The organism is Micromonospora sp. PLK6-60, assembly GCF_019890675.1.
Classification (GTDB): Bacteria; Actinomycetota; Actinomycetes; order Mycobacteriales; family Micromonosporaceae; genus Micromonospora.
On the sequence record NZ_JAIOAA010000002.1, the window covers coordinates 86,878 to 112,654 of the forward strand.

Below are 25,777 nucleotides of genomic sequence, written 5' to 3' on the forward strand. Positions count from 1 at the left end.
CGAGGGGACGACATGAGTGTGACGGGCGTCGGGGAGTTCGGGCTGATCGACCGGGTGACGGCCCGGCTGTCGTACGGCCCGACCTGCCTGCTCGGGCCGGGGGACGACGCGGCGGTGGTGACCGCGCCGGACGGGCGGGTGGCCGCGTCGACCGACGTGCTGGTCGAGGGCCGGCACTTCCGGCGGGACTGGTCGAGCGCCCGTGACGTCGGGCACCGGGCGGCGGCGGCCAACCTGGCCGACATCGCGGCGATGGGGGCCACCCCCACCGCGCTGCTGGTCGCCCTCTGCGCGCCGCTGGACCTCCCGGCGGCCTGGGCGGAAGAGTTGGCCGACGGGCTCGGCGCGGAGGCCGCCGCGATCGGGGCGAGCGTGGTCGGCGGGGACATGTCGGCCAGCCCGACACTGACCATCGCGGTCACCGCCCTGGGCGACCTGGGCGGCCGGCCGCCGGTGGTGCGCTCCGGCGCCCGGCCCGGCGACGTGCTGGCGCTGGCCGGGCGCACCGGCTGGTCGGCGGCCGGCTACACGGTGCTGTCCCGCGGGTTCCGCACCCCGAAGGTGCTGGTCGAGGCGTACCGCCGGCCGGAGGTGCCGTACCGGGCCGGGCCGGTGGCGGCCGAGGCCGGCGCCACCTCGATGATCGACATCTCGGACGGGCTGCTGGCCGACGTCGGGCACGTGGCCCGGGCCAGCGGCGTCGCGGTGGACGTGCACCGGGCGGCCTTCGAGGTGCCCCGGCAGATGGGCGACGCCGCGCAGGCGCTCGGCGTCGACCCGTACACCTGGTTGCTGGCCGGCGGGGAGGACCACGCCCTGGCGGCGACGTTCCCGGCCGGGACGGCGCTGCCCGAGGGCTGGCGGCCGATCGGCCGGGTCGACGCGGGGGAGGGGGTCACCGTGGACGGTCGGGCCTGGGACGGCCCGGCCGGTTGGGACCACTTCCGCTGACGGTCGTACCCTTCCCACCGTGACTGAGCTGGAGATCCACCCCCGGCGCTTCGACTCGCCGGAAGCCCGACGGCTGATCGCCGCGACCCTGGCCGACCTGGGTGAGCGCTACGGCGGCGACGGGGACGAGACCCCGGTCGACCCGGCCGAGTTCACCCCGCCGAACGGCGAGTTCCTGGTCGCCTACCTGGCCGGCGAGCCGGTCGGCTGCGGCGGCTGGCGCAGCCACGGCGGCCCGGACGACGCGGCCGAGCTGAAGCGGATGTACACGGTGCCGGCGGTCCGGGGACGGGGTGTCGCCCGCGCGCTGCTCGCCGCGATCGAGCGGTCGGCCCGGGAGCGGGGCCGCAAGCGGGTGATCCTGGAGACCGGCGACAAGCAGCCCGAGGCGATCGGCCTCTACACCTCCGCCGGCTACGAGCGGATCCCGAACTTCGGCTACTACAAGGACGAACCGGGCTGCCTCTCCTACGGCCGCACCCTGTAGCCGGGGGGCGCCGCGGGCGCACGACCTGCCGCATGTCGTGGTGTCCGGGCCCGGGGTGGGCGCGAACTGCGGCATGTCGGGGTGTCCGGTCCGGGGGTGGGCCTGACCTGCCGCTCTTCGCGGTCGCCGAGACCAGGCGCGGGCACGACGACAGCCGGCGGGCCGAAGGGCCCGCCGGCTGCGACGAGAGCTGATCTGGGTGGCGCTACCGCGTCAGGCGCGGGTGACCTTGCCGGCCTTGATGCACGAGGTGCAGACCTGCAACTTCTTGGTGGTGCCGCCACCGGCCGGGGTACGCACCGACTGGATGTTCGGGTTCCAGCGGCGGTTGGTCCGCCGGTGCGAGTGGGACACGTTGTGGCCGAAGCCCGGCCCCTTGCCACAGACGTCGCACACGCTAGCCACGGGATACTCCTGGGATTGAAACGTTCATGAGGTCGCCGCCAGGCGCAGCCCGGGCAACCTGGCCAGGTTACCCGATCCCCCCGGCGTCCGACCAACCGGCCCGTCCGGGGCCGCCGGTGTGGGCCCGGCCACCCCTCCCAGGCCAGCGGACACGCCGACGGACCCGGGCGGGTGTCGGTGCGCGCCAGTAGGCTTCCCGACGTGCTGGAGACCCTCGACGCCGCCGCGGTGCGCCGCTGGTGCGCGAGCGGCCTGGCCGCGCTGCGGCGGCACCAGGGCGAGATCGACGAGCTGAACGTCTATCCGGTGCCGGACGGGGACACCGGCACCAACCTGGTGCTCACCCTCACCTCCGCCCAGCAGGCCCTGGCGATGGACCTGAACACCCTCCCCGACGGCGGGTCCACCGCGCACGGGCACGCGCTGCGGCTGATGGCCCAGGGCGCGTTGCTGGGCGCGCGGGGCAACTCCGGGGTGATCCTGTCCCAGATCCTGCGCGGCTTCGCCGACGCGCTCGCCGCCGCGCCGGCGGTCCGCGGCCGGCAGTTGGCCGCCGCGCTGCGCGACGGCACCGCCGCCGCCTACGCGGCCGTCGCCAGCCCTGTCGAGGGCACCCTGCTCAGCGTGGTGGCCGCCGCCGCCGAGGCCGCCGAGCGGTCGGACAGCGACGACCTGCGGGCGGTCGCCCGGGAGGCGGCGGCGGCCGCGGCGCGCGCCCTGGCGCGTACCCCCGAGCAGCTGCCGGTGCTCGCCCGGGCCGGCGTGGTCGACGCCGGCGGCCAGGGCCTCTGCCTGCTGCTGGACGCGCTGGTCGAGGTGATCACGGGAGAGAGCCCGGCCCGGCCGGCGCCCGCGGCCCGCGCCGTCCGCCCGCCGGTCGCGACCGCCCGGGAGACCGGCTCCGACGGGTACGCCTACGAGGTGCAGTTCCTGCTCGACGCCGACGCCACGGCGGTGGACCGGCTGCGCGCCGAGCTGGCCGCGCTGGGCGACTCGCTGGTGGTGGTCGGCGACGGGCGCGCCGGCACCGGCACCTGGAACGTGCACGTGCACGTCAACGACGTGGGGGCGGCGATCGAGGCGGGGGTGGTGGCCGGCCGGCCCCACCAGATCTCGGTGACCCGCTTCGCCGACCAGGCCTCGGCGCCGGCCGGGGCCGCCGGCGCGCCGGATGGCCGGGCCGCCGTGGTGGTCGCCCCCGGTGCGGGCATCGCCGAGCTCTTCGCCGCCGAGGGCGCCACCGTCGTCCCGGCGAACCCGTCCATCGGTGAGCTGCTCGACGCGGTCCGGGCCACCCGCGCCGCGCGGGTGGTGGTGCTGCCCAACGACCCGAACACGCAGGCGGTGGCGAACGCCGTCGCCCGGGAGGCGCACGCGCTCGGGGTGAAGGTGAGCGTGGTGCCCACCCGGTCGCCGGTGCAGGCCCTCGCGGCGCTCGCCGTGCGCGACCCGCAGCGCCGCTTCGAGGACGACGTGATCGCGATGGCCGAGGCGGCCGGCGCCTGCCGGTACGCCGAGGTCTGCCACGCCGGCCGGGAGGCGCTCACCGTCGCCGGGCCGTGCCGCCCGGGCGACGTGCTGGCCCTGGTCGAGGGGGAGGTGCACCTGATCGGCGCCGACCTGGTCGACACCTGCACCGCCGTGGTGGACCGGATGCTGGGCGGTGGCGGCGAGCTGGTGACCCTGCTCTGCGGGGCGGACGCCCCGGCGGGGCTGGCCGACCGGCTGCGTGAGCACGTCGAGCGGTCCTGGCCGTTCGTCGAGGTGCAGGCGTACGAGGGCGGGCAGCCGCACTATCCGCTCCTGCTGGGGGTCGAATGACGAGCGCACCGACCACGGTGGACACGCCGCTCAAGAAGCTGGTCGGGGAGAAGACGGCGAAGGCCCTGGCCGGCCACCTCGACCTGCACACCGCCGGCGACCTGATCTACCACTTCCCCCGCCGGTACGACGAGCGCGGCGAGCACACCGACATCCGCTCGCTCGACGTCGGCGAGCAGGTCACCGTGCTGGCCCAGGTGCAGCGCACCGCGGTCCGGCCGATGCGCCAGCGGCGGGGCAACCTGCTGGAGGTGACCGTCGGCGACGGCTCGGGCGGGCTGCTCACCTGCACCTTCTTCGGCAACCAGGCGTGGCGGGAGCGGGAGCTGCGCCCCGGTCGGTGGGGGCTGTTCGCCGGCAAGGTCACCGAGTTCCGGGGCAAGCGCCAGCTCAACGGCCCGGAATACGTCCTGCTCGGCGAAGGCGGTGACGGCGAGGCGGCGGCCAACGAGGAGGTCGAGGAGTTCGCCGGGGCGCTGATCCCGGTCTACCCGGCCGCGGCTGCCGTGCCGACCTGGGTGATCGCCCGCTGCGTGCGGGTGGTGCTGGACACCTTCGTCCCGCCCGACGATCCGCTGCCGGCGACCGTGCGCGCCACCCGCAACCTGGTCGGCATCGGGGCCGCGCTGCGCGAGATCCACCGACCGTCCAGCAAGGAGGAGCTGTACCGGGCCCGCCGCCGGCTCAAGTGGGACGAGGCGTTCGCCGTGCAGCTGACCCTGGTGCAGCGCAAGCACCGGGCGGCGGCCTGGCCGGCGAAGGCCCGCCCGCCGCGGCCGGGTGGCCTGCTGGACGCGTTCGACGCCCGGCTGCCGTACGAGCTGACCGCCGGCCAGCAGACCGTGGGCCGGGAGATCGCCGCCGACCTGGGCGCCGCGCACCCGATGCACCGGCTGTTGCAGGGCGAGGTCGGCTCCGGCAAGACGGTGGTGGCGTTGCGGGCCATGCTCCAGGTGGTGGACGCCGGCGGCCAGGCCGCCCTGCTCGCCCCCACCGAGGTGCTCGCCGCCCAGCACCACCGGGGCATCCTCGATCTGCTCGGCCCGCTCGCCCGGGCCGGTGAGCTGGGCGCGGCCGACGACGCCACCCGGGTCGAGCTGGTCACCGGCTCGCTCGGCGCGGCGGCCCGGCGGCGGGCACTGGCCGAGGTGGCCGAGGGGCGGGCCGGCATCGTGCTCGGCACCCACGCCCTGCTCTACGAGGGGGTGGACTTCCACGACCTGGGCCTGGTGGTGGTCGACGAGCAGCACCGGTTCGGGGTGGAGCAGCGCGACGCGCTGCGCGCCAAGGCCGACCAGCCACCGCACGTGTTGGTGATGACGGCCACCCCGATCCCGCGCACGGTCGCCATGACCGTCTACGGCGACCTGGAGACGTCCACCCTGTCCCAGTTGCCGCAGGGGCGCTCGCCGATCGCCTCGCACGTGGTGCCGGCCGCCGAGAAGCCCGCCTTCCTGGACCGGGCCTGGCGCCGGCTGCGCGAGGAGGTCACCAAGGGCCACCAGGCGTACGTGGTCTGCCCGCGGATCGGGGAGGGCCCGGTCTCCGACGAGGAGCCGCCCCGGGAGGACGACAACGGCCGCCGACCGCCGCTGGCGGTGACCGAGGTGGCCCCGCTGCTGGCCGAGGGGCCGCTGCACGGGCTGCGGATCGGGGTGCTGCACGGCCGGCTGCCGGCCGACGAGAAGGACGCGGTGATGCGCTCCTTCGCCGACGGCGAGCTGGACGTGCTGGTCGCGACGACCGTGGTCGAGGTGGGGGTCAACGTGCCCAACGCCACCGTGATGATCGTGCTGGACGCCGACCGGTTCGGCGTCTCCCAGCTGCACCAGCTGCGCGGCCGGGTCGGCCGGGGCAGCGCGGCCGGCCTCTGCCTGCTGGTCTCCGAGGCCGCCGAGGGCTCGTCGGCCCGCACCCGGCTGGACGCCGTGGCGTCCACCACGGACGGCTTCAAGCTGGCCGAGCTCGACCTCGAACAGCGGCGGGAGGGCGACGTGCTCGGCGCCACCCAGTCCGGCCGCCGGTCACATCTGCGGCTGCTGTCGCTGCTGCGCGACACGGACCTGATCCGCGACGCCCGGGCGGAGGCGATCGCCCTGGTCGACGAGGATCCGGAACTGACCCGCCACCCGGCGTTGGCCGCGTCGGTGGCCGCCCTGGTCGACGAGGAACGCGCGGAGTACCTGGAGAAGGGCTGACGCGCGGCTCTCCGTGCCCGGCGCCGCCTCCGTGCCCGGCGTCGCCTCCGTGCCCGGCGTCGCCTCTGTGCCCGGCGTCGCCTCCGCGCCCCGGGCTGTTGGCTCCCCGCACCCGTCTGTTGGCGTTCGGCTTCCGGGCCTCCGTCTCCCCATTCCCGGAGCGCCCCAGATCGCACAGCCGCCCAGCGGCGTGGCTCGGCAGCCGCCGGCCGCCCAGCGGGTCGGCTGCCGGTGGGTCGGCCGTCGGCGGCTGGGGTGCTGGTCGGCCGCCTACCAATGGGTCGGCCGTCGGCGGCGGGGTGCTGGTCGGCCGCCTACCAACTTGATGTCGTAAACGAATCACCCGGCCCCGAACCGGCCGTCCCCGACCACCGACCGGTGGCTGACCGCAGGGTCTGCTGGTGGCCACGCACCATCATTTACCAGGCACGATGCGGGTTCCTTCGACGTCTCCACCGGCCCGCGGAGCGGCCGGCACCCCGGTTCGTGGGCGAAGCGGTGGCGCGGGTGATTCGTTTACGACATCAAGTTGGTAGGCGGTCGATGCGGGTACCCAGAGCCCGCTGCCTGGGCACGCCCGGGACCGGCACCCCCGCCTGAGCGAACAGTCCGCGCGGGCATGTCCCGGAATCCCCGGGGCCGACCAGACCACCTCGCCGATCGCTGGTGGCGATCGCCGAGTGCCCCAGGCACCCGGTGCCAGTGCGCACGATGCGGCACATCGGGACCACCTCGGCCGGGAAAGGCGCGTTATGCCGCAGAACGGCCCCCAGGGGCGGGGGGAAAGGCGCCAGGGCCAGTGCCGGTACGAGTTCAGGGCGCAGGGCAGGGGCAGGGGCGGGGCAGGGGCGGGGTAGGGCAGGGGCAGGGCGGGGGACCGGCCAACCCGGCCGGACGAGGGAGCCGGCCAGCTCGGCCGGAGAAACGGCGAGGGCGCGCCGACCGGGTGGTCGGCGCGCCCTCGGGCGCTTACGCCTGGATCAGGCGGTGAAGCGGATGTTGCGGCGACGGCGGGCCATCATGAACAGGCCGGCACCCACGGCGAGCAGCACCGCGGCGCCACCGGCGATCATGCCGGCGGGGGCACCGGTCAGCGGCAGGCCGCCTTCGCCACCGCCCGCGCCCGGAGCGCACTCGGCGGGCTTCTCCCACTCGAGGGCGTCGGCCGGGTCCGGCTGCTCACCCGGGAAGCTCGGGGTGATGGTGAGACCCTCGTAGGCCTCGAAGACGACCTCGGTCTTCTCGCCCGGGATCAGCTTGAGCTCCTTGGTGACGCCCTTGTCCGTGGTGAACACGATGGTGGCGGTCACCCCGTCGGCCGGGTTGTCGGCGGTGACGGCGAGCGCGTCACAGGCGAAGATGACCTCGAAAACCGGAGCGTTCGGCTCGTCCGGCACCAGCGGGCCGCCCGGCTCGGTCGGCTGCGGCGTGGGCACCGGGGAGGTGGGGGCGGGGCTCGTCGGCTCGTCGGTCGGCGCGGGGCTGGTCGGCTCCTCGCTCGGCGACTCGCTCGGCGCGGGGCTGGTCGGCTCCTCGGTCGGCGCCGGGGTCTCGGTCGGCTCCGGCGACTCGGTCGGCGCGGGGGTCTCGGTCGGCTCCGGGGAGTCGGTCGGCTCCGGGGTGGTCGGCTCCGGGGTGGGGGCCGGCGCGCACTTGCCCGTGGTGCGGGCGCTGCCCGCAGCGGTGTTGGTCACCCGCTTGTCACCGCGGAACCACTCGGCGCTGATCTTCAGCTCCGCCTTCTTGCCGGCCTTGACGACCTGCTGGCCGGTCACCACGCCGTCGCCCGCCTTGGGCAGTTCGACGCCGGGGGCGATGCCGGTGATCTCGGTGGCGGACGGCGTCCACACATCGGTGATCTTGCCGACCAGGTCGCGCTCGCTGTTCTTCACGGTCCAGGTGACCGCCAGGTCGCCGGACTCCAGCTTGCAGGCGGTGCCGGTGATGATCGAGTGGTGCGCGCTGGCCGGCGCCGCGAAGGCGGTGGCGGCGGCCACGCCGACCAGGGTGGCGCCGAGGGCGGCGAGCGGTCGCCGCAGCGACAGCTTCGGACGGATCACGGGTTCTCCCGGGGTCAAGGGGCTCGTCGTTGACGTCGGGTGGCAGAAGGCCGGCCGCGGGTGTTACCAGGCCGCGGCGGCGCCGCACGGACGCCGTGTGCCGACGGACTCGCCGGCACCCGGCAGACCCTAGCGAGAACAGGACTCACGTCACAGTCCTCAGTGCCCATTAAGGATGATGTTGCCGATCCGTGATCATTGATCGGCGGATCGTGATCAATGGAACACTCTTCGATACTTACCGTGCCGCCCGGCCCGGTACGGCGTCGCGTAGCGTCACCGGTGTGAGTGAGCACCTCGACCGGGCCGGTCGGGCGGTCGGCGGGTGGCGCCGGTGACCCGGATCGTGGCCGGTACGCACGGCGGCCGGCGGATCGCCGTCCCGCCCGGCGTCGGCACCCGGCCCACCTCCGACCGCGTCCGGGAGGCGCTGTTCAGCGCCGTACAGGCCGACCTGGACCTCGACGGCGCCCGCTTCGCCGACCTGTACGCCGGCTCCGGCGCGGTCGGGCTGGAGGCGCTGTCCCGGGGTGCCGGGCACGTGCTGCTGGTGGAGTCCGATCCGCGGGCGGCCCGGGTCGTCCGGGAGAACATCGCCGCGCTGCGGGCCGCCCCGGCCGCCCGGCTGACCACCGGCAAGGTCGCCACCGTGCTGGCCGCCGGCCCGGACGGCGAGCCGTACGACGTGGTCTTCGCCGACCCGCCGTACGCGGTGCCGGACGAGGAGATCACCGCACTGCTGGCCGCGCTGGTCGAGCGGGGGTGGCTGGCGCCGGACGCCCTCGTGATCGTGGAGCGCTCGACCCGGAGCGGGCCGTTCACCTGGGTGGAAGGCATCACTGCCGAGCGCAGCCGCCGCTACGGCGAGACCACCCTTTGGTACGGTCGCCGATCATGAGACGCGCGGTGTGTCCCGGCTCGTTCGACCCGGTCACCAACGGACACCTCGACATCGTCGGACGGGCCAGCCGGCTGTTCGACGAGGTGATCGTCGGCGTGCTGGTCAACCAGTCGAAGCAGGGCCTGTTCACCGTCGACGAGCGGATCGAGATGCTCCGCGAGGTGACCGCCTCGTACGAGAACGTACGGGTGGAGTCGTTCCGGGGTCTGCTCGTCGACTTCTGCCGGGCCCAGCAGGCGAGTGTGCTGATCAAGGGCCTGCGCGCGGTCAGCGACTTCGACTACGAGCTCCAGATGGCCCAGATGAACATCGGCCTGGCCGGGGTGGAGACGTTGTTCATGCCGACCAACCCGCTCTACTCCTTCATCTCCTCCAGTCTCATCAAGGACGTCGCCAAGTGGGGCGGCGACATCTCCGCGCACGTGCCCGACGTGGTCCGGGAGGCGCTGAAGTCCCGCCTCGGTGACCCGCCGCCGGCCTGAGCACCACCCGGACCGCCAGGCCGGCCGCGACGCAGCGCCCCGGACCGCCCGGCCGCGACGCGCCGGACCGCGACGCGCCGGACCGCCCGGCCGGCCGCGACGCGCCGGACCGGGCGGATGAGCCTCCCGTCGCCCCCGCAGGACATGATTGACGCAAGCGGGAACCCGGCCGCAGCCCGCATCATGTAGGTCGGCCGACGAACGACAGGAGTGAGGTACCGGTGGACCCGCTCGATCGCATCGACGAACTGATCGCCATGGTGGAGCAGGCACGCTCCGTCCCGATGTCGCGGAACAACTGCATGGTCGACCGGGGCGAGATGATCGCGGCCCTCGACGACCTGCGTGGCGAGCTCCCGGCCGACCTGCGCCGCGCCGCCGCGTTGCTGGAGGAGCGGGACAAGATCATGGAGGCCGGCAAGCGGGAGGCCGACCGGATCATCAGCGAGGGTGAGGCGGAACACGCCCGCCTGGTCTCGGTGAACGAGATCACGGTCTCCGCCGAGCACGAGGGGGCCCGGATCATCGCCGAGGCCCGCGCCGAGGCCCAGCGCCTGCGCGAGGAGGTCGACGACTACGTCGACACCGCGCTGGCCAACTTCGAGCAGTTCCTCACCAGGGCGTTGGCGTCGATAGAGCGTGGCCGGGACAAGATGCACGCGCTGCGCGAGATCGGCACCTTCGGTGGGGACGAGGCGGATCGCCCGCTACCCTTCTGAGCGGCACCTCACCAGCCGACATGGCGGCCACGGGCATGGCCCCGGTTCGACGGTCCGGCGGTCGCCCAGGTAACCTTCTTTGTCGGCCTCTCACCGGCCGGAGTCTGACTATGCCCAAGAACTCGTCACCGCACCTCGACCCCAGGTCGCCGCTGGTCCTCGACACGAGGGACCTGCCGCGTCGGCCTGGTGCGATGCGTACGGTCAAGCGGGTCGCCCCGGCACCGGCGGACCTCGGCGTGGAGTTGATCGGCGTGCCGGAGGGCGCCCCTCTCGACCTCGACCTGAGGTTGGAGTCGGTGTCCGAGGGCGTGCTCGTCTCCGGGACCATCTCCGGCCCCGTCAAGGGCGAGTGCGGCCGCTGCCTGCGCGAGATCAACGACTCGGCGGCCGTGACCGTCCAGGAGCTGTACGCGTACGAGAACAGCACCACGGACGACACGACCGACGAGGACGAGGTGGGCCGGATGCAGGGCGACCTGATCGACCTGGAGCCGGCGTTGCGGGACGCGGTGGTGCTCACGCTGCCGACCAACCCGCTCTGCCGGGAGGGCTGCCCAGGCCTGTGCCCCGACTGCGGGGTGCACTGGGACGATCTGCCGGCCGACCACAGTCACCAGCAGGTCGACCCGCGTTGGGCGGGCCTGTCGCAACTGAACCGTACAGAGGAGTAGGAACCGTGGCCGTCCCCAAGCGCAAGATGTCGCGCAGCAACACCCGGTCCCGCCGGGCGAACTGGAAGGCGGCCGTGGTCGCGACCGTGGCCTGCCCGCAGTGCAAGTCACCGAAGCTGCCGCACGCCGCGTGCTCCGTCTGCGGCACGTACAACGGCCGCCAGGTCCTCGAGGTCTGACCTGGACGCCGAGTGACGCCCCCGACCCCGGGTCGGGAGGCGCGCACGACCGGGCGATCCCCCGGTGCCCCGGCTCCGTCCACGGCCGGCCGGTCCCTTCCGGCCGGCGTCACGGTGGAGCCGGGCACCGCGCGGATCGCCGTCGACCTCCTCGGCGGGGACGATGCTCCCGCCGTCGTGGTTGACGGCGCTCTGCGGGCCATCCGCGTCGACCCGCACCTGCACCTGCTGCTCGTCGGACCCCCCGAGGTCGCCGACGAGCTGATCGGCGCGCTCGACCCGGCCCAACGGGCCCGGGTCATGGTCCGGCCGGTCCGCGACGCCGTGGGCATGGCCGACCATCCCACCGCCGCCCGCGCGCACGGCACCGTCCGGGCGGCCGTCGCGGCGGTACGCGAGGGCGCCGCGGACGCGCTGGTCTCCGCCGGCTCCACCGGCGCCACCGTCACCGCCGCCGCGCTCGGCCTCGGCCGCTGGCCGGCGATCCGCCGACCGGCCCTGGCCGCGTCACTGCCCGCGGTCGGCGGGCCGGTGGTGCTGCTCGACGTCGGGGGCACCCTCGAACCCCGGGCCGCCACGCTGACCCGGCACGCCGTGCTCGGCGCGGCGTACGCGACGGTGGCGCACGCCGTCGAAGCGCCCCGGGTGGGGCTGCTCTCCGTCGGCACGGAGGCCGGCAAGGGCGACCGGCCCCGCCGGCACGCCGACAGCCTGCTCGCCGTCGAGGCGCTGCCCTGCGGTGCCCGCTACGTGGGCCTGGTCGAGGGGTACGACGTGACCCTCGGCGGACGCGCCGACGTCGTGGTCACCGACGGGTTCACCGGCAACGTCGTGCTCAAGGCCGTCGAGGGCGCGTACGCGATGGCGGGTGGGACGTCGGCCGCCGGTGGCGTGCCCCGGGCCGCCGCCCTGCTCGGCGTGGGCGGCACCGTGGTGGTCTGCCACGGCGCGGCCCGGGCGGACGACGTGGCCTCCGGCATCGGGCTGGCCGCCCACCTCTGGCGCCGCCGGGCCACCGACCGGGTCGCCGCCCTGCTGGCCGACGGCATCCCGGCCGACCTGGCGGCCGCCGACGACTTCCCCGTAGGTTCCACCGACACCGAGGTGCGCCGGTGAGCGCGCGGCACGTGTGCCGGGACGGTCGCGGGATCCGCGCCGTCACCGGGACGCGGGTCGCGCCCGTCGCCACCCGGGTCGCACAGGAAGAGGTGACATCCGCATGACCAACGACAAGCGCCGTCGCGCCCCGGTCGCCCATCTGGAGGCCGCGTTCGGCGTGTCGCTCGACCCCGAGCTGCTGGAGCGCGCGCTCACCCACCGCTCCTACGCGTACGAGAACGGCGGCCTGCCCACCAACGAGCGGCTGGAGTTCCTGGGCGACTCGGTGCTCGGCGTGGTGATCACCACCGCGCTGTTCCGCAATCACCCGGACCTGCCCGAGGGGCAGTTGGCGAAGCTGCGCGCCAGCGTGGTCAACATGCGGGCGCTCGCCGACGTGGCGCGCGGGCTGGGCCCGGACGGGCTCGGCGCGTACCTGCTGCTGGGCAAGGGTGAGGAGGCGACCGGGGGCCGGGACAAGGCGAGCATCCTCGCCGACACCCTGGAGGCGCTGCTCGGGGCGATCTATCTCCAGTACGGGCTGGACACCGCCGCGATCGTCATCCACCGGCTCTTCGACCCGCTGATGGCCGAGTCGGCCGGGCGGGGCGCCGCGCTGGACTGGAAGACCAGCCTCCAGGAGTTGACCGCCGCGCTGGGGCTGGGCGTGCCGGAATACCGCATCGAGGGCACCGGCCCCGACCACCTGAAGACCTTCACCGCCTGGGTGGTGGTGGCCGGCAACCGGTACGGCGGCGCCGAGGGGCGCAGCAAGAAGGAGGCCGAGCAGCGGGCCGCCGAGTCGGCCTGGCGGGTGCTCACCGAGCAGGCCGAGGCGGAGCGGGCCGCCGCCGCGAGCGTCGCGCCGACGGCCGAGGACGCGACCGGCACCGCGCCGACCGCCGACGGCGCTGCCGGCACCGCCCCGGGCGGCGCCGCCGGCCCGGCGGGCGACACGGCGGAGGCGGGCGCCTCCCGTGCCTGAGCTGCCCGAGGTCGAGACGGTCCGGCAGGGGCTGGCCCGGTGGGTGACCGGCCGGACGATCGCCTCGGTCGAGGTGCGCCACCCCCGGGCCGTACGCCGGCACCAGCCGGGCGGCGGACACTTCGCCGACGTGCTCGCCGGCCGGACCGTCACCGACGTGCGCCGCCGGGGCAAATACCTCTGGCTGCCGCTGGACAGCGGGGACGCCCTCGTCGGGCACCTCGGCATGTCCGGGCAGCTGCTGTTGCAACCGGTGGGCGCGGCCGACGAGCTGCACCTGCGGATCCGGTTCCGGTTCGCCGACGACGGTCCGGAGCTGCGCTTCGTCGACCAGCGCACGTTCGGCGGGCTGGCGGTGTCCGAGGGGGGAGCGGAGCTGCCCGGCGAGATCGCGCACATCGCCCGGGACCCGATGGACCCGGAGTTCTCCGAGGCCGGCTTCGTGGCCGCGCTGCGCCGGCGGCGTACCGAGGTGAAACGGGCGCTGCTGGACCAGACGCTGATCTCCGGGGTGGGCAACATCTACGCCGACGAGGCGCTGTGGCGGGCGAAGCTGCACGGCGCCCGGCCGACCGACGCGCTGACCGTGCCGGCCGCGGTCCGGCTGCTCGGGCACGTCCGGGACGTGCTGGGCGAGGCGATCAAGGCGGGCGGCACCAGCTTCGACGCGCTCTACGTCAACGTCAACGGCGAGAGCGGCTACTTCGACCGCGCGCTGAACGCCTACGGGCGGGAGGGCGAGCCGTGCCACCGCTGCGGGGCGCCGATCCGGCGGGAGGCGTTCATGAACCGGTCCTCGTACAGCTGCCCCCGCTGCCAGCCACGGCCCCGGGGTGCCCTGAGGGGATGACCCCGATGCCGGTTCGGGGTTGCGCCGGTGTGCCGCATCCCCCGGCTGCGGTAGGTCCCCGTACCGTTCGCCGGTCCTGACCCGATCCGTCCGCCCGGCCGGGCCCGGCGGCCCCGGCCCGACGCCCTCCGCCGTTCTCCGGGGCGACCGGGGGCCGGACCCGGATGTCCGGAACCGATCAGCTCCCTAGCGTCGGCATGGTCGGCACGAGGTGCGGAGAGGGAGCGGGGAATGAGCGGGCGACCGGTGACGGTGCGATTGGCGCGGTGGAGCGCGGAACATCCCTGGCGGGCCATCGCGCTGTGGGTGGTGTTCGTGGCGGTGTGCCTGGTGGGCGGCAACGCCGCCGGGCTGAACGAGGCGACGGACGCCGACCAGGCGATCGGGGAGGCCGGCCGGGCGCAGCTGATCGTCGCCGAGGGCGACTTCCACCAGCCGGCGGTGGAGAACGTGCTGATCACGCCGCGCTCCGGCGGGCTGGATCCGGCGGCGGCCGGGGCCGCCGCGGCCGACGCCGCGGCCCGGCTGCGCCAGGTCGATCAGGTGGCGGGGGTCGGGTCGCCGGTGCCGTCCCGCGACGGCGGGGCGCTGCTGGTGCCGATCACCATGGCCGGTGACCCGGAGACCGCGTCCGACCGGGTGCAGCCGCTGCGGGACGCCACCGCACAGGTGCAGGCCGCGCACCCGGCGCTGCGGGTCGAGCAGGTCGGCGGCCCGTCGATCGGCCAGGCCCTCGACGACACGCTGGGCCGGGACTTCCAGCGCGCCGAGCTGCTCAGCCTGCCGGTCACGCTGGCCATCCTGATCATCGCGTTCGGCGCGCTGATCGCCGCCGGCGTGCCGTTGCTGCTGGCGCTCTCCTCGGTGGGGGCGGCGATGGGACTGTCCACCCTGGCCTCGCACCTGGTGCCGGCCACCGACGTCACGTCCAGCGTGATCCTGCTGATCGGCATGGCGGTCGGGGTGGACTACTCGCTGTTCTACGTCCGGCGGGAACGGGAGGAACGGGCCAAGGGCCGCTCCGGGCTGGACGCCGTGGAAATCGCGGCGGAAACCTCCGGGCACGCCGTGGTGGTCTCCGGCCTGGCCGTGATGATCTCGATGGCCGGACTGCTGCTCGCCAACGACGCGGTCTTCTCCTCGCTGGCGGTCGGCTCGATCCTGGTGGTCGCGGTCGCGGTCACCGGGTCGCTGACGGTGCTGCCCGGCCTGCTGGCCAAGCTCGGCCGGTGGGTGGACCGGCCCCGGGTACCGCTGCTGTGGCGGCTGACCGCGCCGCGTACCGGGCCCGGGGCGGCCAGCCCCCGGTTCTGGCCGGCCGTGCTGCGACCGGCGCTGCGGGCGCCGCTGGCCACCCTGGTCGTCTCGGTCGGGCTGCTGCTCGCCCTGGCCGCGCCCGCGCTGGGCATGAAGCTGAAGTTCCCCGGCATGGAGGACCTGCCCCGCAGCACCCCGGCCATGCAGGCGTACGACCGGCTGACCGCCGCCTTCCCCAGCAACGGCACCAGCCACACGGTGGCCGTACGGGCACCGGCCGACCAGGCCGACCGGGTGCGGGCGGCGCTGACCGACCTCGCCGGCCGGACCGCCGCCGACCCGCTCTTCGCGCCGGCCGAGGGGGACGGCCCGAAGATCGAGGTGTCGGCCGACCGGCGGGTGTCCGTGCTGGAGGTGGCCACGCCGTACGCCAGCCGCACCGACGAGGCGACGCGCTCGCTGCACGAACTGCGCGACGAGTTCGCCCCGGCCGCCCTGCGCGGGCTGCCCGGCGTCGAGTACGCGGTCGGCGGCGGCGTGGCCGCCAGCGAGGACTACGCCCAGCACATCCGGGACAAGCTGCCCCTGGTGATCGGCTTCGTGCTGGCGCTGACCTTCCTGGTGATGGCCTGGACGTTCCGGTCGGTGGTGGTCGCGCTCACCTCGATCCTGCTCAACCTGCTCTCCGCCGGCGCCGCGTACGGGCTGCTGGTGCTGGTCTTCCAGGGTGGTTGGGCCGACGGGCTGCTCGGCTTCACCTCGATGGGGGCGATCGTCTCCTGGCTGCCGCTCTTCCTCTTCGTGGTGCTGTTCGGGCTCTCCATGGACTACCACGTCTTCGTGGTGAGCCGGATCCGCGAGGGCATCCGGTCCGGCCTGTCGAACCGGGAGGCCGTGGCGTACGGCATCACCTCGTCGGCGGGCGTGGTGAGCAGCGCGGCGCTGGTGATGGTGGGGGTCTTCTCGATCTTCGCCACGCTCAGCACGATCGACATGAAGCAGCTCGGCGTCGGCCTGGCCACGGCGATCCTGCTGGACGCCACGATCATCCGGGCGGTGGTGCTGCCGTCGCTGATGACCCTGCTCGGCGACGCCAACTGGTGGGCGCCCCGGTTCCTGCGGGCCCGGCCGGCGGCCCCGCCCGCCGAGCCACCGGCACCCACGCCGGAGCTGGTCGGCGCCCGCTGAGGGTGTAAGGAGGGGCCCCTTATTAACAGACGTCTGTTAATAAGGGGCCCCTCCTTACACCAGCAACCTGAAAACTTCCTGACAGCATGCGATTAGCCCGCGCGCCGCCGGGGCATCTCGCCCGCCATGGACGAGCAGCTTCAGCCGGGGGCGCGTCACCGCGCCCCGGCCACCCCCGAAGCGTTCCGGAGGCCGGCATGAGCGCCGACGTGCAGACCGGAACAGTACGCACCAACGTGCCGGCCCGACTGGACCGGCTGCCGTGGTCCCGCTGGCACTGGATGATCGTCATCGGCCTGGGCACGGTGTGGATCCTCGACGGCCTCGAGGTCACCATCGTCGGCAACCTCTCCGGCAAGCTGGCCGAGCCGGGCAGCGGCCTGGACATCACCCAGAGCCAGGTCACCGGCCTGGCCGCCGCGCTCTACGTGGCCGGGGCCTGCACCGGCGCCCTGTTCTTCGGCTGGCTGACCGACCGGTTCGGCCGCAAGAAGCTGTTCCTGATCACCCTCGGGCTCTATCTGGTCGCCACCGCGCTGACCGCGCTCTCCTTCGACACCTGGTGGTTCTTCCTGTTCCGGTTCCTGACCGGCATGGGCATCGGCGGCGAGTACGCGGCCATCAACTCCGCAATCGACGAGCTGATCCCGGCCCGGCACCGGGGCCGGATCGACATCATCATCAACGGCACCTTCTGGCTCGGCGCGGCGCTCGGCGCGCTGCTGACCGTACCGTTGCTCAACGGCCTGCCCACCAACCTGGGCTGGCGGGTGGCGTTCGGTCTGGGCGCGGTGCTCGGCGTGGTGATCCTGCTGGTCCGCCGGCACGTCCCGGAGAGTCCCCGGTGGCTGTTCATCCACGGCCGGGCGGACCAGGCGAACCATCTCGTCGACTCGGTCGAGGCGGAGGTCAGGCGGGAGACCGGGCAGGAACTCGCCGAGGCGGACAGCTACATCGAGATCCGGCAGCGGAAGAGCACCAACTTCCTGGAGATCGCGAAGACCCTGTTCCGGCGCTATCCGAAGCGGGCCACGCTGGGCTTCTCGCTCTTCATCGGGCAGGCGTTCCTCTACAACGCGATCACCTTCGGCTTCGCCCAGATCCTGCAGACCTTCTTCGACGTGCCGCCGGGCAACAGCGGCTACTACTTCGCGGTGATCGCGGTCGGCAACCTGCTCGGCCCGCTGCTGCTGGGCCGGCTCTTCGACACGGTCGGCCGGGTGCCGATGATCGCCGGGTCGTACATCGGCTCGGGCGTGCTGCTGCTCGGCACCGCCTGGCTGTTCCACTCGGGCGTGCTGAGCGCGGTCACCATGACCGCCTGCTGGTGCGTGGTGCTCTTCTTCGCCTCGGCCGGCGCCAGCGCGGCGTACCTGACGGTCAGCGAGATCTTCCCGATGGAGACCCGGGCGATGGCGATCGCGTTCTTCTACGCGATCGGCACCGCGGCCGGTGGCATCACCGGGCCGCTGCTCTTCGCCAAGCTGGTCGGCACCGGCCAGGTCGGCGACACCGTGCTCGCCTTCGTGATCGGCGCCGCCATCATGATCATCGGCGGCCTGGTCGAGCTGGTGCTCGGCGTCAAGGCCGAGGGGAAGTCGCTGGAGGACCTGGCCACCCCGCTCAGCGCCGAGCACGCCGACCTGCCGCGGCAGCGGGAGGCGGGCACCGAGACGCCGGCCACCGGCGCCACCGCCGGCTGACCCGGGCGTACGGACCGCGACGCCGCCCCCGAACCCCCCGGGGGCGGCGTCGCCGCGCCGCCCGGTCGACCTCGGCACCCGCGCGGTGGCGTCAACTTCCCGGGGCGGCGCGCCGGGCGGCCCGGCACCGAGATGGGCCGGCGTCATCGTGACCGCCGGGACGCCACCCGCCGGGCCGCCGGTCGGTCAGGTCGCCGGGCAGGGCTGACGCCAGGCGTCCAGGGTCCGGTTCTTGCGGATCGAGGCGAAGCCGTACCCGACGCTTGTCACGCAGAACGAGGCGGTGGCGCCCGCGTACTCGACGTGGAACACCGGTTTGCCCGCGTCCACGAACGGCAGCAGCCGGGCGCACTGGCGCAGCCGGACGCACTCCTCGTTGACCGCGAAGTCGAAGTCGGGTGCCAACGCCGCCACCTGCGCCACGTCGTTGACCAGCCCGGGGGAGAGGTCGAGGGAGCGGGCCAGTTCGGCGACCCGGCGGTTGAACACCAACTGGTCGTCGAAGCCGAACGGGAAACCGGGCCGGTGCGCGTACCCGTCGGCGTCGGTGATCGCGACGGCCCCGAAGCCCTTGCCCCGGCAGAGTCGGAACCGGTCGGCCAGCACCGGGCGCAGCGCCTCCCACCGCCGCACGTCGACCCAGTGGCTACCGGTCCGCCGGGCGGGGGCGCCGCGCACCGCCGCCGGGTAGCGGGTGGCGTCCGGGTCCTGGCCGGCGTACGACCCGACGGGCACCTGGCAGATCAGCCGCCGGCCCCGCTCGCGCAGCGTCGCGGTCTCGGCCGACGTGACGGTCACCGGGTCGAGCAGGAAGACGTCCGCGTCGACGTCCGGGTCGACCGGCCCGCGCAGCTGCCACTGCCACTGCCAGTGCCGGGCGGTCCCGCTCGGCCACGGGGTGGGCGCGCCCGGCGGGACGGCCGGCGGCCGGCAACCGGTCAGCGGGCCGGTGACCAGCAGCACGACGGCGACGACGCCGATCCGCCGAACCACCCGGTGCGGCGTCGGGGCGTGCCCGTCCGGCGGTGTCGCCCTGGCCCGCGTCGGGGACGCTGGCGGCCGGATGCGCATCGGCGGCTCCCGGGTCGCGGGCGGCACCCGGGCCGCCCTGCCGGTGCGCCGCCGCACCACCCGCGCCGGCGCCCCTCACCCGGTCAAACGAGCGCGGGGCGGCCGACGACTCGCCCCCAGCTAGCGCGGGGTGCCGAAGTCCTGCGTCCAGTACGGTCCGTTGCTGCGTGCCACGCCGACGCCGATCTCGGTGAAGCCGCAGTTCAGGATGTTCGCCCGGTGGCCCGAGCTGTTCATCCAGGCGTCCATCACCGCTTCCGGGGTCTGCTGGTTCCAGGCGACGTTCTCGCCGTACGCGCGCCAGGCGTAGCCGACCCGGTCCAGCCGGTCCCCGGCGTCGCTGCCGTCGCTGCCGTCGTGCGACATCTTCTTGTGGTCGGCCTGGTCCTGGCTGTGCGCCTGGGCGGCCTGGGTCAGCTTGGCGTCCACCGTCAGCGCCTGGCAGCCGGCCTTGGCCCGCTCCTGGTTCACCAGGTCGACGACCTTCTGCAGCTCGGCGGTGAGACCGGAACTCGTCGTGGTGCCGGTCGAGGTGCGCGACGGGCTGGCGGTCGGCGCGCTGGTGGTCTTCTTCGGGTTGATGCGGTCGGCCGCGCCCCGGGACGCCGCGGTGGTGCGGGCCGGGGCGGGCGTCGCCGTCCGGCTCCGGGTCGGCGTGGGGGCGGGCCGGCTGGTGGTCGGCGACGCGCTGGGCGAGACCGTCGCCGGTGCGGCGGTCGGCGTCTCGGCGTCCGCCGCCAGGGTGTCCGGTTCGGCCGGGGCGGTGGCCACCGGGACGTCGGCCGCGGTGCGGTCGGTGGACCGCTCGTCGTCCCCGCCGGGCAGGGCCAGCGCGGCCACGCCCAGGCTGACCACCAGCGTGGCCGCCGCCGCGGCGCCGCCGATCACCATCGGACGGCGGAACCGGCCGCCCTTCCGGTGTCGGCCCTCGCCGTCGTCGGTCGCCGCGCTCCGGCCCGGGTGGGGCTCGAGGTCCGGCTGCGCCGGCCAGCCCGGGGCGTCCGCCACGTGGTACGGCTGGTCGACCGGCCCGATGAACTGGGTGCGCGGGCCCGGGTCGGCGGACATCTGCTCGTCGCGCCAGCTCCCGGCGGGCTCGTCCCGCCACGACGGGCCCGGTTCGTCCTGCCACGGCTGGCCCGGCTCGCGCGACCACGGCTGGTCCGGCTGGCCCGGCTCGTTCCGCCAGGTGCCGGTGGGCTCGCCCCGCCACGGCTCGGCGGAGTGGTCCCGCCACGCCCCGCCCGGCTCGTCCGGCCGGCCGTCGGCCTCGCCGTGCCAGGCGCCGGTCGGCTCGTCGCGCCAGCCGCCGGTGGGCTCGCCGGCCCATCGCCCGGCCGTCGCGTCGCGCCCCGATCCGGTGGGTTCGTCCCGCTCGGCACCGGCGGGCCGGTTCTGCCACGGTTCGGCTGGACCGCCGTGCCACGGCTCCTCGGCGGGCGTGCCCGGCTCGTCCCCGAACAGGTACGCCGACCGCGGCTCGGGGCGGTCGGTCAGCCACGAGGGCTCACCTACCGGCGGTTGCGGGCGCCGGCGGGCTCCGTCGGGGTCGGTCGGGTCGGTCCAGCCGTGCACGCGGTTCCTCCACGGGTCGGTTTCGGGGCCGAGGTGACGCTACGTGTCCGCCCTGAACTGCGGCAACGTGGCTAAGAAAGAGTTAAGGCGAATCAAGCTCAGCAGGTCACCGATACGGCATTACCCGGCGTACAGTAAAGATGTCCGGACAGAGCGTGTCCGAGCCTTGTGGCGACCCCCCGGCAAGTGGACAGGTTGGCGTGGAGATGATCTACGGCCTGCGTGAACTTGACGAAGGAGGGGGTTTCGCTCAATATATAGGTGTCGCCAGTCGCGCCCGGTCATGCCCACATTGCGTTGGGCGGGCAGTCGCGAAACAGATGGGCGCGCGTTGGCCGGCCTTTCCGGCAGCGCATATCAAGGAGTCAGCATGGCGAAGGCCCTCTACGGCCACGTAGGTGCAGCGCCCGACCGGCGTCTGCTCGACGAGGTCACCCGGCTGCGTGCCAGGGTTCAGGCACTGGAGTTCGAGATCACGCGTCTGCGTGCCGACAACGATCGGCTGGCGGCGGCGGCGGCGGAGGCGGATGACCTCCTGCGGCTGGCCGAGCCGGCGCTGACCTGATCTCCAGATGTCGGAAAACTGAATCGCACCACCAAGAAAAGGCGCGCCGACACTTTTTGTGCCGGCGCGCAGCCATGTCCGGCCCCATTCCGCCCGACGCACAATTGCTGATCTTGGTCGGGGGCCCGCCGATGGCGGCGGATACCGGATGGGCCGAGGCGTGATTCCGGCAACACTTTTGATGATCATTTCGGCGTTTCCGGCCGCCCGGGGCGGCCGCGACGTTCCACCATTCCGCCGCCATCCCCCGGCCGGCCCCGGGCGGGGACGGGCGGGTCGCGTGCCGGGGCGGTGCGGGTGGCGGGTTAGTCTGCGGGGTGACCAGGTCCGCGCAGCCGGCGACGGTACGGCGGCCACCGGACGAGGATCGAGAAAGTGCATCTCAAGAGCCTGACGGTGCGGGGCTTCAAGTCCTTCGCCTCCGCGACGACGCTCAAGCTGGAGCCCGGGATCACCTGCGTGGTCGGCCCGAACGGCTCCGGCAAGTCCAACGTCGTGGACGCCATCGCCTGGGTGCTCGGTGAGCAGGGCGCCAAGGCCCTGCGCGGCGGCAAGATGGAGGACGTCATCTTCGCCGGCACCGCCGGGCGGGCGCCGCTGGGCCGGGCCGAGGTCACCCTCACCATCGACAACACCGACGGCGCGCTGCCGATCGAGTACACCGAGGTCTCCATCACCCGCCGGATGTTCCGCTCCGGGGAGAGCGAATACGAGATCAACGGCGACTCCTGCCGCCTGCTGGACATCCAGGAGCTGCTGTCCGACTCCGGCATCGGCCGGGAGATGCACATCATCGTCGGCCAGGGCCGGCTCGACGGCATGCTGCACGCCAAGCCGGAGGACCGGCGGGCGTTCATCGAGGAGGCGGCCGGCGTCCTCAAGCACCGCAAGCGCAAGGAAAAGGCGCTGCGGAAGCTCGACGCGATGCAGACGAACCTCAACCGGTTGACCGACCTCACCGCCGAGCTGCGCCGCCAGCTCAAGCCGCTGGGTCGGCAGGCCGAGGTGGCCCGGCGGGCCGCCGCCATCCAGGCCAACCTGCGCGACGCCCGGCTGCGGCTGCTCGCCGACGACCTGCACACCCTGCGGACCACCCTGGACAAGGAGATCGCCGACGAGACCGCGGTGCGCGAGCGCCGGGAGCGGATCGAGGCGGAGCACACCGAGGTGCAGGCCCGCCTCGGCGAGCTGGAGGGCGCGCTCGCCGAGGACGCGCCGCTGCTCGCCGCCGCGCAGGACACCTGGTACAAGCTCTCCGCGCTCTCCGAGCGGTTCCGCTCCATCGAGCAGCTGGCCCGTGAGCGGCTGCGGCACCTCAGCGCCACCGGCGACGACGAACGCCCCGGCCGTGACCCGGAGCAGCTGGAGGCCGAGTCCCGGCGGGTCCGCGAGCAGGAGGAGGAGCTGCGCGCCGCGCTCACCGAGGACCAGATCCACCTCGCCGAGGCGGTCGAGCACCGGCAGGAACTGGAGCGGCAGCTCGCCGCCGCCGAGCGGGAACTGGTCGCCGCCGCCAAGGCCATCGCCGACCGGCGGGAGGGGCTGGCCCGGCTCACCGGTCAGGTGAACTCGGCCCGGGCCCGGACCACCAGCGCCGGCGAGGAGATCGAGCGGCTCGCCGCCGCGCACACGGACGCCCTGGGCCGGGCCGAGCAGGCCCAGGCCGACCTGGACGCGGTCGCCGAGCAGTCCACCGAGGCCGACCGGGACAACGCCGACCTGGACGCCCGGCACGCCGAGGCGGTCGCCGCGCACGAGCAGGCGCAGGCGGCCGTCCGCTCGCTGGCCGACGCGGAGCGGGGCGCCGAGAAGGACGCCGCGACCTGGAAGGCCCGCGAGGAGGCCCTCGCCCTCGGCCTGCGCCGCAAGGACGGCGCCGGCGCCCTGCTGACCCGGGCCGGGGACGTGCCGGGGCTGCTCGGCAGCCTCGCCGGCCTGCTCACCGTCGCCCCGGGTCACGAGGCGGCGCTCGCCGCCGCCCTCGGCGGCCTGGCCGACGCGGTCGCGGTCACCGGCGTCGACGAGGCGGTCGAGGCGATGCGGCTGCTCAAGATCTCCGACGCCGGTCGGGCCGGCCTGCTGATCGGCAGCCCCGCCGGCCCGGGCATGGACGGCCCCGCCGACGCGTTGCGCCCGAAGCTGCCCGACGGCGCCCGCTGGGCGCCGGACCTGGTGGAGTGCTCCGCCGAACTCCGGCCGGCCGTGCACCGGGCGCTGCGGGACGTGGTGCTGGTCGACGACCTCGCCGCCGCGGCCGAGCTGGCCGCCGCCAATCCCGAGCTACGCGCGGTCACCCCCGAGGGCGACGTGCTCGGCGCGTACTCGGCGGCCGGCGGGTCGGCCAAGGCGCCCAGCTTCATCGAGGTGCAGGCCGCCGTCGAGGAGGCCCGGGCGAATCGGCTCGCCGCCGAGCGCACCGGCGCCGAGCTGCGGGAACGACTCGTCGACGCGCGGGCCGAGGTGACCGCCGCCAAGGAGGCCGTCCAGCACGCCGCCGCCGCCAAGCGGGAGGCGGAGAGCCACCGCAACGCCGCCGCCCGCCGGCTGGCCGAGCTGGGCGCCGCCGCCCGGTCCGCGAAGGCCGAGACCGACCGGCTCGGCGAGTCGCGGTCCCGCGCCGAGGCCGCCCGCGAACGCGACCTGCTGGCCCTGGCCGAGCTGGAGGAGCGGCTCCGGCTGGCCGAGGACACCCCGATCGACGCCGAACCGTCCACCGAGGAGCGCGACCAGCTCGCCGCCATGGTGCCCCGGGCCCGGCAGAACGAGATGGAGGTCCGGCTCGCGGTGCGTACCGCGGAGGAGCGGGTCTCCTCGATCGCCGGCCGGGCCGACTCCCTGGCCCGGCAGGCCACCGCCGAACGCGCGGCCCGGGAGCGCGCCGCGGCCCGGCGGGCCGCGCGGGCGCGCGGCGCGGAGATCGCCCGGGCCGTGGCCGGCGGCGCCCGGGAGGCGCTGACCCGGCTCACCGTCTCCATCGCCCGCGCCGAGGAGCACCGCGACGAGGTGGCGCGGGAGCGCGCCGCGCGGGAGGCCGAGCTCTCCGAGGTACGCGGCGCGGCCAAGCGCCTCGGCGCCGAGCTGGAGCGGCTGACCAGCCAGGTGCACCGGGACGAGGTGGCCCGCGCCGAGCAGCGGCTGCGCATCGAGCAACTGGAGGCCAAGGCCGCCGAGGACTTCGGCCTGGACGTGGAGACGCTGGTCGCCGAGTACGGCCCGCAGCAGAGTGTCCCGCCCACCCAGGCCGACCTCGCGCTGGCCGAGCAGGAGGGCCGGCCCGCGCCGGAGCCGGTCCGGTACGAGCGGCCGGTGCAGGAGAAGCGGGCCGCCAAGGCGGAACGCGAGCTGGCCCTGCTCGGCAAGGTCAACCCGCTCGCGCTGGAGGAGTTCGCCGCGCTGGAGGAGCGCTTCAAGTTCCTCTCCGAGCAGTTGGAGGACCTGAAGGCCACCCGCCGCGACCTGCTCACCGTGGTCAAGGACGTCGACGACCGGATCCTGGCGGTCTTCGCCAGCGCCTTCGAGGACACCGCCCGCGAGTTCGAGCAGGTCTTCACGGTGCTCTTCCCCGGCGGTGAGGGCCGGTTGATCCTCACCGACCCGGAGAACCTGCTCACCACCGGCGTGGAGGTGGAGGCCCGGCCGCCGGGCAAGAAGATCAAGCGGCTGTCCCTGCTCTCCGGCGGCGAGCGGTCGCTGACCGCGGTGGCCATGCTGGTGGCGATCTTCCGGGCCCGGCCCAGCCCGTTCTACATCATGGACGAGGTGGAGGCCGCCCTCGACGACGTCAACCTGGGCCGGCTGATCACCCTGCTGGCCCAGTTGCGGGAGAAGAGCCAGCTGATCGTCATCACCCACCAGAAGCGGACCATGGAGGTCGCCGACGCCCTGTACGGCGTCACCATGCGCAACGGCGTCACCCAGGTGATCAGCCAGCGGCTCAACCGGACCGACGACGGGCCGGCCGGCAACGACGAGGAGAACGAGTAGTGGCTCGGGAACGCGCGACGGCGCTCCTGGTGGACTTTGACGGCGTGCTGCGCCGCTGGGACCCGGCGGTCGCCGCCGGGGTGGAGAAGGAGTACGGCCTCAGCGAGGGGGTGCTCGGCGAGATCGCCATGTCCTGGGGGCTGCTCCAGCCGGTGCTCACCGGCAGGGTCAGCCACGCCCAGTGGGTGCAGAGCGTGGCCGACGCCCTGACCCCCTCCATCGGTGACCCCGCCCGGGCCCGGGCGGCGGTGGACCAGTGGCAGCGCTACCGGGGCGAGGTCGACCCCGAGGTGCTCGCCTTCGTCCGCGAGGTGCGCGCCGCGGGCGTACGGGTCGGGCTGGGCACCAACGCCACCGACCTGCTCGACGCCGACCTGGCCGCGCTGGGCCTCACCGATGAGCTGGACGTGGTGGTCAACTCCTCGGTGCTCGGCGTGCACAAGCCGGCGAAGGAATACTTCCAGGCCGCCTGCGAGGCCCTGGCCACCCCGGCCAAGCGGGTGCTCTTCGTCGACGACGAGGACCGGGCGGTCAGCGGCGCCCGGGTGGCCGGGCTGCCCGCGTACCGGTGGACCGGGGCGGACGACCTGCGGTATCTGCGGGCCGCGCTGGCGTACTGAGCGG

The 25,777-nt window shown here is 74.5% G+C and carries 21 protein-coding genes; 17 read left to right on the forward strand and 4 right to left on the reverse strand.

The genetic code is table 11. The features are described 5' to 3' along the window. Nucleotides 1–12 precede the first annotated feature (12 nt). Nucleotides 13–951 (forward strand): thiamine-phosphate kinase, encoded by a 939-nt coding sequence (locus K7640_RS03405; RefSeq protein ID WP_222953208.1) that lies wholly within the window; start codon nucleotides 13–15, stop codon nucleotides 949–951. Nucleotides 952–970: 19 nt separating this feature from the next. Beyond that, complete coding sequence (locus K7640_RS03410) at nucleotides 971–1,438, forward strand: GNAT family N-acetyltransferase (protein ID WP_222953209.1); 468 nt, start codon at nucleotides 971–973, stop codon at nucleotides 1,436–1,438. A gap of 213 nt (nucleotides 1,439–1,651) precedes the next feature. On the opposite strand, the gene rpmB is transcribed toward K7640_RS03410, so the two are convergent. Next, the gene (rpmB, locus tag K7640_RS03415; RefSeq protein WP_013284551.1) at nucleotides 1,652–1,843 is read right to left on the reverse strand and encodes a 50S ribosomal protein L28; all 192 of its coding nucleotides are present in this window, start codon (nucleotides 1,841–1,843) and stop codon (nucleotides 1,652–1,654) included. Nucleotides 1,844–2,044: 201 nt separating this feature from the next. Between rpmB and K7640_RS03420 the strand changes: the two genes are divergently transcribed. Together K7640_RS03420 and recG are read left to right on the forward strand one after the other, a co-directional pair. Continuing rightward, nucleotides 2,045–3,664, forward strand: a complete 1,620-nt coding sequence (locus tag K7640_RS03420; protein WP_222953210.1) for a DAK2 domain-containing protein — start codon at nucleotides 2,045–2,047, stop codon at nucleotides 3,662–3,664. Further along, nucleotides 3,661–5,862 (forward strand): ATP-dependent DNA helicase RecG, encoded by a 2,202-nt coding sequence (recG, locus tag K7640_RS03425; RefSeq protein ID WP_222953211.1) that lies wholly within the window; start codon nucleotides 3,661–3,663, stop codon nucleotides 5,860–5,862. The genes K7640_RS03420 and recG overlap by 4 nt, the downstream gene beginning before the upstream one ends. A 980-nt stretch (nucleotides 5,863–6,842) precedes the next feature. Here recG and K7640_RS03430 read toward each other — a convergent pair. Then, complete coding sequence (locus tag K7640_RS03430) at nucleotides 6,843–7,922, reverse strand: hypothetical protein (RefSeq protein ID WP_222953212.1); 1,080 nt, start codon at nucleotides 7,920–7,922, stop codon at nucleotides 6,843–6,845. Nucleotides 7,923–8,256: 334 nt separating this feature from the next. Here K7640_RS03430 and rsmD point away from each other — a divergent pair, with 334 nt between their 5' ends. The 10 genes from rsmD (at nucleotide 8,257) to K7640_RS03480 (ending at nucleotide 17,958) form a co-directional block, all read left to right on the forward strand. Beyond that, nucleotides 8,257–8,820, forward strand: coding sequence for a 16S rRNA (guanine(966)-N(2))-methyltransferase RsmD (rsmD, locus tag K7640_RS03435; RefSeq protein WP_222953213.1), 564 nt, complete (start codon nucleotides 8,257–8,259; stop codon nucleotides 8,818–8,820). After that, entirely contained in the window at nucleotides 8,817–9,305 is a 489-nt protein-coding gene (gene coaD / locus K7640_RS03440; RefSeq protein ID WP_222953214.1) for a pantetheine-phosphate adenylyltransferase, read from the forward strand. The genes rsmD and coaD overlap by 4 nt, the downstream gene beginning before the upstream one ends. A gap of 221 nt (nucleotides 9,306–9,526) precedes the next feature. Continuing rightward, nucleotides 9,527–10,024 (forward strand): hypothetical protein, encoded by a 498-nt coding sequence (locus tag K7640_RS03445; RefSeq protein WP_222953215.1) that lies wholly within the window; start codon nucleotides 9,527–9,529, stop codon nucleotides 10,022–10,024. A gap of 110 nt (nucleotides 10,025–10,134) precedes the next feature. Further along, the gene (locus K7640_RS03450) at nucleotides 10,135–10,698 is read left to right on the forward strand and encodes a DUF177 domain-containing protein (protein WP_222953216.1); all 564 of its coding nucleotides are present in this window, start codon (nucleotides 10,135–10,137) and stop codon (nucleotides 10,696–10,698) included. Nucleotides 10,699–10,703: 5 nt separating this feature from the next. Continuing rightward, on the forward strand, nucleotides 10,704–10,877 hold the full coding sequence (gene rpmF, locus K7640_RS03455) for a 50S ribosomal protein L32 (RefSeq protein ID WP_088646032.1): 174 nt from the start codon (nucleotides 10,704–10,706) through the stop codon (nucleotides 10,875–10,877). A 114-nt stretch (nucleotides 10,878–10,991) separates the two neighbouring features. Beyond that, complete coding sequence (locus K7640_RS03460) at nucleotides 10,992–11,993, forward strand: phosphate acyltransferase PlsX (RefSeq protein WP_222953217.1); 1,002 nt, start codon at nucleotides 10,992–10,994, stop codon at nucleotides 11,991–11,993. Nucleotides 11,994–12,096: 103 nt separating this feature from the next. Then, nucleotides 12,097–12,960 carry a ribonuclease III gene (gene rnc, locus K7640_RS03465; protein WP_255608000.1) on the forward strand — a complete coding sequence of 288 codons (864 nt, stop codon included), beginning with the start codon at nucleotides 12,097–12,099 and terminating at the stop codon, nucleotides 12,958–12,960. Then, the gene (mutM, locus tag K7640_RS03470) at nucleotides 12,953–13,810 is read left to right on the forward strand and encodes a bifunctional DNA-formamidopyrimidine glycosylase/DNA-(apurinic or apyrimidinic site) lyase (protein WP_222953218.1); all 858 of its coding nucleotides are present in this window, start codon (nucleotides 12,953–12,955) and stop codon (nucleotides 13,808–13,810) included. The genes rnc and mutM overlap by 8 nt, the downstream gene beginning before the upstream one ends. A gap of 231 nt (nucleotides 13,811–14,041) precedes the next feature. Next, nucleotides 14,042–16,255: an MMPL family transporter gene (locus tag K7640_RS03475; protein ID WP_222953219.1), complete on the forward strand. Its 2,214-nt coding sequence runs from the start codon at nucleotides 14,042–14,044 to the stop codon at nucleotides 16,253–16,255. 197 nt (nucleotides 16,256–16,452) lie between these two features. Continuing rightward, on the forward strand, nucleotides 16,453–17,958 hold the full coding sequence (locus K7640_RS03480; protein WP_222953220.1) for an MFS transporter: 1,506 nt from the start codon (nucleotides 16,453–16,455) through the stop codon (nucleotides 17,956–17,958). A gap of 186 nt (nucleotides 17,959–18,144) precedes the next feature. Here the strand turns inward: K7640_RS03480 and K7640_RS03485 are convergent, their stop codons facing one another. After that, complete coding sequence (locus tag K7640_RS03485; RefSeq protein WP_308042445.1) at nucleotides 18,145–18,951, reverse strand: endo alpha-1,4 polygalactosaminidase; 807 nt, start codon at nucleotides 18,949–18,951, stop codon at nucleotides 18,145–18,147. Between the two features lie 198 nt (nucleotides 18,952–19,149). Then, complete coding sequence (locus K7640_RS03490; RefSeq protein WP_222953222.1) at nucleotides 19,150–20,604, reverse strand: CAP domain-containing protein; 1,455 nt, start codon at nucleotides 20,602–20,604, stop codon at nucleotides 19,150–19,152. Nucleotides 20,605–20,974: 370 nt separating this feature from the next. On the opposite strand from K7640_RS03490, the gene K7640_RS03495 reads away from it, so the two are divergent. The 3 genes from K7640_RS03495 (at nucleotide 20,975) to K7640_RS03505 (ending at nucleotide 25,773) form a co-directional block, all read left to right on the forward strand. Further along, nucleotides 20,975–21,169 (forward strand): hypothetical protein, encoded by a 195-nt coding sequence (locus K7640_RS03495; RefSeq protein ID WP_007456482.1) that lies wholly within the window; start codon nucleotides 20,975–20,977, stop codon nucleotides 21,167–21,169. A 375-nt stretch (nucleotides 21,170–21,544) separates the two neighbouring features. After that, nucleotides 21,545–25,153, forward strand: coding sequence for a chromosome segregation protein SMC (gene smc / locus K7640_RS03500; protein ID WP_222953223.1), 3,609 nt, complete (start codon nucleotides 21,545–21,547; stop codon nucleotides 25,151–25,153). After that, nucleotides 25,153–25,773, forward strand: coding sequence for an HAD-IA family hydrolase (locus K7640_RS03505; RefSeq protein ID WP_222953224.1), 621 nt, complete (start codon nucleotides 25,153–25,155; stop codon nucleotides 25,771–25,773). Before smc ends, K7640_RS03505 begins: the two co-directional genes overlap by 1 nt. Nucleotides 25,774–25,777: the final 4 nt, after the last annotated feature.

Excerpts from the sequence above, each read along its gene's own strand:
- K7640_RS03405 (WP_222953208.1), top strand. The coding sequence starts at position 13 with ATGAGTGTGACGGGCGTCGGGGAGTTCGGGCTGATCGACCGGGTGACG.
- recG (WP_222953211.1), top strand. The coding sequence starts at position 3,661 with ATGACGAGCGCACCGACCACGGTGGACACGCCGCTCAAGAAGCTGGTC.
- coaD (WP_222953214.1), top strand. The coding sequence starts at position 8,817 with ATGAGACGCGCGGTGTGTCCCGGCTCGTTCGACCCGGTCACCAACGGA.
- K7640_RS03450 (WP_222953216.1), top strand. The coding sequence starts at position 10,135 with ATGCCCAAGAACTCGTCACCGCACCTCGACCCCAGGTCGCCGCTGGTC.
- rnc (WP_255608000.1), top strand. The coding sequence starts at position 12,097 with ATGACCAACGACAAGCGCCGTCGCGCCCCGGTCGCCCATCTGGAGGCC.
- K7640_RS03475 (WP_222953219.1), top strand. The coding sequence starts at position 14,042 with ATGAGCGGGCGACCGGTGACGGTGCGATTGGCGCGGTGGAGCGCGGAA.
- K7640_RS03480 (WP_222953220.1), top strand. The coding sequence starts at position 16,453 with ATGAGCGCCGACGTGCAGACCGGAACAGTACGCACCAACGTGCCGGCC.
- K7640_RS03495 (WP_007456482.1), top strand. The coding sequence starts at position 20,975 with ATGGCGAAGGCCCTCTACGGCCACGTAGGTGCAGCGCCCGACCGGCGT.